The organism is Rhodococcus sp. BUPNP1, assembly GCF_002215235.1.
Classification (GTDB): Bacteria; Actinomycetota; Actinomycetes; order Mycobacteriales; family Mycobacteriaceae; genus Rhodococcus.
The window spans coordinates 179,068-185,985 of sequence record NZ_NERM01000011.1 but is presented as its reverse complement, the minus strand read 5'-3'; the positions used below and the strand labels follow the sequence as shown (position 1 = coordinate 185,985).

The 6,918-nt window shown below is 70.1% G+C and carries 6 protein-coding genes; all 6 read left to right on the top strand.

What is annotated here, in order from left to right:
• Nucleotides 1–2,634 (top strand): translation initiation factor IF-2 (gene infB, locus B9C99_RS13770; protein WP_088898255.1); only part of this gene is annotated, 2,634 nt, incomplete at its 5' end.
• A gap of 124 nt (nucleotides 2,635–2,758) precedes the next feature.
• Nucleotides 2,759–3,049, top strand: a complete 291-nt coding sequence (locus tag B9C99_RS13765; RefSeq protein WP_088898254.1) for a DUF503 domain-containing protein — start codon at nucleotides 2,759–2,761, stop codon at nucleotides 3,047–3,049.
• A 53-nt stretch (nucleotides 3,050–3,102) separates the two neighbouring features.
• Nucleotides 3,103–3,561, top strand: coding sequence for a 30S ribosome-binding factor RbfA (gene rbfA, locus B9C99_RS13760; RefSeq protein ID WP_016693580.1), 459 nt, complete (start codon nucleotides 3,103–3,105; stop codon nucleotides 3,559–3,561).
• A gap of 28 nt (nucleotides 3,562–3,589) precedes the next feature.
• On the top strand, nucleotides 3,590–4,597 hold the full coding sequence (locus tag B9C99_RS13755) for a bifunctional oligoribonuclease/PAP phosphatase NrnA (protein WP_088898243.1): 1,008 nt from the start codon (nucleotides 3,590–3,592) through the stop codon (nucleotides 4,595–4,597).
• Nucleotides 4,594–5,958 carry an MATE family efflux transporter gene (locus B9C99_RS13750; RefSeq protein WP_088898242.1) on the top strand — a complete coding sequence of 455 codons (1,365 nt, stop codon included), beginning with the start codon at nucleotides 4,594–4,596 and terminating at the stop codon, nucleotides 5,956–5,958. The genes B9C99_RS13755 and B9C99_RS13750 overlap by 4 nt, the downstream gene beginning before the upstream one ends.
• A 3-nt stretch (nucleotides 5,959–5,961) precedes the next feature.
• Nucleotides 5,962–6,900 carry a metallophosphoesterase gene (locus B9C99_RS13745; protein ID WP_088898241.1) on the top strand — a complete coding sequence of 313 codons (939 nt, stop codon included), beginning with the start codon at nucleotides 5,962–5,964 and terminating at the stop codon, nucleotides 6,898–6,900.
• The last annotated feature ends 18 nt before the right edge of the window (nucleotides 6,901–6,918 follow it).

Here is a 6,918-nt window from a genome sequence, read left to right as displayed (position 1 = left end):
TCGGTGCGCCCGGCCCCCGCGGCCGAGACCGCACCTCCGAAGCCGGGCGCACCGAAGCCGGCCGCTCCCAAGCCGGCTCCGGCACCGGAGAAGCCCGCGGCTCCCACGCCGCAGGCACCTGCTGCCCAGGCTGCACCGCAGTCCCCGGCTGCTCAGGCTCCCGGCGCCACGCCGCAGGCCCCCGCGGCCAAGCCCGGCCCCAAGCCGGCCGGTCCGCGTCCGGGTCCGAAGACCCCGCGCGTCGGTAACAACCCGTACTCCTCGGCTCCGGCCGAGCGTCCCGCTCCGCGTCCGGGTGCTCCGCGCCCCGGCCCGGGCGGACCGCGTCCGACTCCCGGACAGGGCGGACCCCGCCCCACGCCCGGACAGGGACGTCCCGCAGCAGGCCCCGGTGGCCCGCGTCCCGGACCCGGCCAGGCCGGTCCGCGTCCGACTCCCGGCCAGGGCGGTCCCCGCCCGGCGCCCGGTCAGGGCGGACCCCGTCCGTCCCCGGGTTCGATGCCCCCGCGTCCCAATCCGGGTGCGATGCCGCAGCGTGCTGCACGTCCAGCCGCGTCCGGTCGTCCGGGTCGTCCGGGCGGAGCTCCCGGTGGACGTCCCGGCGGTGGCGGCGGCTACCGCGGTGGCGGCGGTGGCGGCGCACCCGCAGGTGCAGGCGCTCCCGGTGGTTTCCGCGGTCGCCCCGGTGGCGGCGGCGGTGGACGCGGTCGCGGCGGTGCAGCCGGCGCGTTCGGTCGTCCCGGTGGCGCTCCGCGTCGTGGTCGCAAGTCGAAGCGGCAGAAGCGGCAGGAATACGATTCGATGCAGGCGCCGTCGGTCGGCGGCGTGCGGTTGCCGCGTGGCAACGGCGAGACCATCCGTCTCGCTCGCGGCGCATCGCTGTCCGACTTCGCCGAGAAGATCGACGCGAACCCGTCGGCCCTGGTGCAGGCGCTGTTCAACCTCGGTGAGATGGTCACGGCCACTCAGTCGGTGAACGACGACATCCTCGAGCTGCTCGGCTCGGAGATGAACTACGTCGTGCAGGTCGTCTCGCCCGAGGACGAGGACCGCGAGCTGCTCGAGTCGTTCGACATCCAGTACGGCGAGGACGAGGGTGGCGAGGAAGACCTCCGCCAGCGTCCGCCGGTGGTCACCGTCATGGGTCACGTCGACCACGGCAAGACCCGCCTGCTCGACACGATCCGCAAGGCGAACGTCGGCGAGGGCGAGGCCGGTGGCATCACCCAGCACATCGGTGCCTACCAGGTGATGACGCACCTCAACGGTGAAGATCGTCTGATCACCTTCATCGACACCCCGGGTCACGAGGCGTTCACCGCCATGCGTGCCCGCGGTGCGAAGTCGACGGACATCGCGATCCTCGTGGTCGCCGCCGACGACGGCGTCATGCCGCAGACGGTGGAGGCGATCAACCACGCGCAGGCCGCCGATGTCCCGATCGTGGTCGCGGTGAACAAGATCGACAAGGAGGGTGCGAACCCTCAGAAGATTCGTCAGCAGCTCACCGAGTACGGGCTGGTCGCGGAGGAGTACGGCGGCGACACCATGTTCGTCGACATCTCCGCGAAGCAGAACCTGCACATCGAGCAGCTGCTCGAAGCGGTGCTGCTCACCGCCGACGCGGCGCTCGATCTGCGGGCCAACCCGGACATGGAGGCGCAGGGCGTCGCCATCGAGGCGCACCTCGACCGCGGTCGCGGTCCGGTGGCCACGGTGCTCATCCAGCGCGGCACCCTGCGGGTCGGCGACTCGATCGTCGCCGGCGACGCCTACGGCCGCGTGCGGCGCATGGTCGACGAGCACGGTGAGGACGTGCTCGAGGCACTGCCGTCGCGTCCGGTCCAGGTCGTCGGCTTCACGTCGGTGCCCGGCGCCGGCGACAACCTGGTCGTCGTCGAAGAGGACCGCATCGCGCGTCAGATCGCCGACCGGCGTAATGCCCGCAAGCGCAACGCGCTCGCAGCACGCAGCCGCAAGCGCATCAGCCTCGAGGACCTCGACGCCGCTCTCAAGGAGCACAACGAACTCAACCTCATCCTCAAGGGCGACAACTCGGGTACCGTCGAGGCCCTCGAAGAGGCGCTCATGGGTATCGAGATCGACGACGAGGTGCGTCTGCGCGTGATCGACCGCGGTGTCGGTGGCGTCACCGAGACCAACGTCAACCTCGCTGCCGCGTCGAACGCCGTGATCATCGGCTTCAACGTCCGCGCCGAGGGCAAGGCCACGGAGCTCGCGAACCGCGAGGGCGTCGACATCCGCTACTACTCGGTCATCTACCAGGCGATCGACGAGGTGGAGAAGGCCCTCAAGGGCATGCTCAAGCCGATCTACGAGGAGGTCGAGCTCGGCCGCGCCGAGATCCGTGCGATCTTCAAGTCGTCGAAGGTCGGCAACATCGCGGGTTGCCTCGTGCAGTCCGGCATCGTCAAGCGCAACGCGAAGGCCCGCCTCATCCGCGACAGCAACGTCGTGGCCGAGACGGTCACCATCTCGTCGCTGCGCCGCGAGAAGGACGACGTCACCGAGGTCCGCGAGGGCTTCGAGTGCGGTATGACGATCACCTACTCCGACATCAAGGTCGGCGACGTGATCGAGGCGTACGAGTTGCGCGAGAAGCCGCGCGACTGATCCACCCGCACCCGTGGCGGTGAACGATTCGTCGTTCGCCGCCACGGGTGTGTCGGGACGCCCGACCGGACCGGTGCAGAGCCGACCGGACGGCCGACCGGACGGTCCTCGAGGGGAGAAGCGGATGTATCTGGGAGCGCTCGAACTCGACCTGTTGCTCGGCGACGTGCATTCGCTCAAACAGAAGAGATCGGCGATCCGTCCGGTGATCGCGGAACTGCGCCGGCTCGGGGTGTCCGCAGCCGAAACCGGGGAACACGATCTGTACCGCCGGGCGCAGGTGGGTGTGGCGGTCGTCGCCCCCGACCTCGCGCACGTCGGAGAGATACTGGACAAGTGTGAGCGGCTGGTCGCCCAGCGGCCCGAACTCGACCTGCTGTCGGTCAGACGCAGGCTGTACGGGCCCGAGGACTGATCCCGGCCGCACGACGGGCCGCCTGCCGGCGGCCACAGAAGGGAACGAACGACATGGCCGATCCAGCACGGGCCCGCCGACTCGCGAAGCGCATCGCCACCATCGTGGCCACCGCCATCGACCTCGAGATCAAGGATCCGCGGCTCGAGTTCGTGACGATCACCGACGCGAAGGTCACCGCGGATCTGCACGACGCCACCGTCTACTACACGGTCCGCGGCGCGGATCTGAACACCGAACCCGATCACGAAGCAGCTGCTGCCGGCCTCGAGAAGGCCAAGGGCGTGCTCCGCTCGAAGGTCGGCGCCGGCACCGGTGTGCGGTTCACCCCGACGCTGACGTTCGTCACCGACACCGTGCCCGACACGGCACGGCACATGGAGGAACTCCTCGCACGCGCTCGCGCGGCCGACGACGAGGTCGCACGCGCCCGTGAGGGTGCCGTTCCGGCCGGCGACGCCGATCCCTACAAGGAACCCCGTGAACGCGACGCCGGTGACGACGACGAATAACGCACCGGTGTCCGACCCGACTCCTCCGGTGATCCCGTCGCACCGGGACGATGCCGCTCTCTCGTCCGCCCCGGCAGGATCCGTCGACCTGCCGGGTGCCGCCGCACTGCTGGATGCGGCGGCCACCGTGACGGTGCTGTGCCACATCAATCCCGACGCCGACACCCTCGGCAGCGGGCTGGCCCTCGGGCTCGCGCTCGAGCGGCGCGGTGTCGCCGTGCAGGTGGCGTTCGGTTCGCCCGCGGACATGCCGGACTCGATGCGGTCGCTGCCGGGCGCACACCTGGTCACGCCGGTCTCGGAGGTGCGCCGCGAGGCCGATCTCGTGGTGACCGTCGACTGCGGTACCGCGGGCCGTCTCGGTGTCCTGCGCGACCGTTTGAAGACCGCCCCGAACGTCCTGGTGATCGATCACCACCTGTCCAACACGCGGTTCGGCACCCACAACCTCATCGACCCGGAGTCCGAGGCCACCGCGATGGTGCTCGCCGACCTCTTCGACGTGTGGGGTGTCGAGATCGATGCCGCACTCGCGCACTGCCTGTACGCGGGACTGGTGACCGACACCGGATCGTTCCGGTGGGGTCGCCCGCAGGCCCACGGACTCGCCGAGCGTCTGCTCGCCACCGGGATCGACGGCACGTCGATCACGCGTGCCCTGCTCGACACCCATCCCTTCGGGTGGCTGCCGATGCTGTCGTCGGTGCTTGCCACTGCCACGCTCGAACGCGACGCCGCGCAGGGCAGGGGACTGGTCTACGCCTTCGTCCGGCGCGCCGACTCCGCACATCTCGGTCCGGAGGAGGTCGAGAGCGTCATCGACATCGTGCGCACCACCGCGGAGGCCGAGGTCGCCGCGGTGTTCAAGGAGGTCGCTCCCGAGGAGTGGACCGTCTCGCTGCGCGCCAAGAGCTCGGTAGACGTGTCCGCCGTCGCCACCGCACTCGGCGGCGGAGGACACCGCCTGGCGGCGGGGTACACCGCCCACGGCGACACCGATCGGATCGTCGCCGCCCTGCGCGGCGTGCTCGGTTGACGGCGTCCGGCGAGTCGCCCACCTCGGATATCTCCGGACGGCGCATTCTCGGACTCGCCCTTCCCGCGCTCGGGGTGCTCGCGGCCGAACCGCTCTACCTGCTGTTCGACATCGCCGTCGTCGGCCGGCTCGGGGCGCTGCCCCTGGCCGGTCTCGCGATCGGCGGATTGATCCTCGCTCAGGTGAGCACCCAGCTCACCTTCCTGTCGTACGGCACCACCTCGCGCGCGGCGCGTTTCCACGGCGCGGACCGGCACGACGACGCGGTCGGTGAGGGCGTGCAGGCGACGTGGCTCGCGATGATCGTCGGACTGGCCATCCTGATCGTCGGGCAGGCGCTGGCCGGCCCCGTCGCGCGGCTGCTCGCCGGTGATGCCGAGATCGCCGACGCCGCCGTCTCCTGGCTGCGTGTCGCGCTGTTCGGGGCACCCCTGATCCTCGTCGGCCTGGCAGGGAACGGCTGGATGCGCGGCGTGCAGGACACGATCCGGCCGCTGCGTTTCGTCATCACCGGTCTCGCCCTGTCGGCGGTGCTGTGCCCGGTGCTGGTCCACGGTCTGCTGGGTGCTCCCCGGTGGGAGCTCGTCGGTTCCGCCGTCGCCAACGTGATCGGGCAGTCCGTGACGGCCGTCCTGTTCGTCGTGGCGCTGTTGCGGTCCGGGGTTCCGCTGCGACCGCGACCCGCCGTGATCGGCGCGCAGTTGCGGCTCGGCCGCGACCTGATCGCCCGCAGCCTCGCGTTCCAGGCCTGCTTCCTGTCCGCGGCGGCGGTGGCGTCGCGCTTCGGTGCGGCCGCGGTGGCCGGTCATCAGGTCGTGCTGCAACTGTGGAACTTCGTGACCCTGACGCTGGACTCGCTGGCGATCGCCGCGCAGGCCCTCGTCGGAGCAGCACTCGGTGCGGCCGATCGGCGGGGCGCGACGCGCCTGGCGTGGCGGTTGTCGGCCTGGTCGGCGGTCTTCGCGGTCGTCCTCGCAGTGGTCTTCGTGGTCGGCAAGGACGTGATCCCGGGTCTGTTCACCACCGACACCGAGGTGCTCGATCAGATCGGCGTCGCGTGGTGGTTCTTCGTCGCGATCATGCCGCTCGCGGGAATCGTGTTCGCACTCGACGGTGTTCTCCTCGGTGCCGGGGACGCCGCCTTCCTGCGCACCGCGACGCTGGCCTCGGCGTTGTTCGGCTTCCTGCCGTTGATCTGGTTGTCGCTCGCGTACGACTGGGGTCTCGCGGGTATCTGGACGGGGCTTACGGTGTTCATCGTGTTCCGGATGATCGCCGTCGTATGGCGCACGCTCTCGGGACGATGGGCGGTGACGGGCGCGGACCGGCAGGTGCGTGTCCAGGACGAGTCGGGAGGTTAGTGCGTGGCAGCGAAGCTGTGGGCGATCAGCGACATCCATGTGGGCCATCGGGGCAACCGGCCGGTCACCGAGGATCTGTATCCCGAGTCGCCCGACGACTGGTTGATCGTCGCGGGCGACGTGTCGGAGAAGACCGACGACATCCGGTGGGCGCTGTCGCTGCTCCGCAGCCGGTTCGCGAAGGTGATCTGGGTGCCCGGCAACCACGAACTGTGGACGACCGCCAAGGATCCGGTACAGATGTTCGGGGTTGCGCGCTACGACTACCTCGTCACGATGTGCCGCGAACTCGACGTGCTCACCCCCGAGGATCCCTATCCGATCTGGGAGGGCGAGGACGGGCCCGTGGTGCTCGTGCCGATGTTCCTGCTCTACGACTACTCGTTCCTGCCGGAGGGCACCACGACGAAGGCGGACGGTCTCGCCCTCGCGCGCGAACGCAACGTCGTCGCGACCGACGAGTTCCTGCTGAAGCCGGATCCGTACATCACGCGCGACACCTGGTGCCGGGTGCGTGTGGAGCAGACCCGCGCCCGTCTCGACGCGCTCGACCCTGCCCTGCCCACCGTGCTGATCAACCACTTCCCGCTGGTGCGCGAACCCACGCGGATGCTGTTCTACCCCGAGTTCGCGCTGTGGTGCGGTACCACCGAGACGGCCGACTGGCACCTGCGCTACCGGGCGCTGTGCAGCGTCTACGGCCACCTGCACATCCCGCGGACCACCTACTACGACGGGGTGCGCTTCGAGGAGGTCTCGGTCGGCTACCCGCGCGAATGGCAGCGACGCGGCATGCCGGAGCAGCCCCTGCGCCAGATCCTGCCGGTCCCGGAGTATCCGCCGGGCAGCCTGAACAAGTGGGGCGGTCACTTCACCGTGACCCCCGAGATGGAAGCGGAGGCCGAGAAGATGCGGGCTCAACGAGAGAAGGAGTTGCGGTGACCGAACCGGACACCGGCC

What these genes read in the sequence shown, in the direction of transcription:
- rbfA (WP_016693580.1), top strand. Translation starts at nt 3,103, where the DNA reads ATGGCCGATCCAGCACGGGCCCGCCGACTCGCGAAGCGCATCGCCACC.
- B9C99_RS13765 (WP_088898254.1), top strand. Translation starts at nt 2,759, where the DNA reads ATGTATCTGGGAGCGCTCGAACTCGACCTGTTGCTCGGCGACGTGCAT.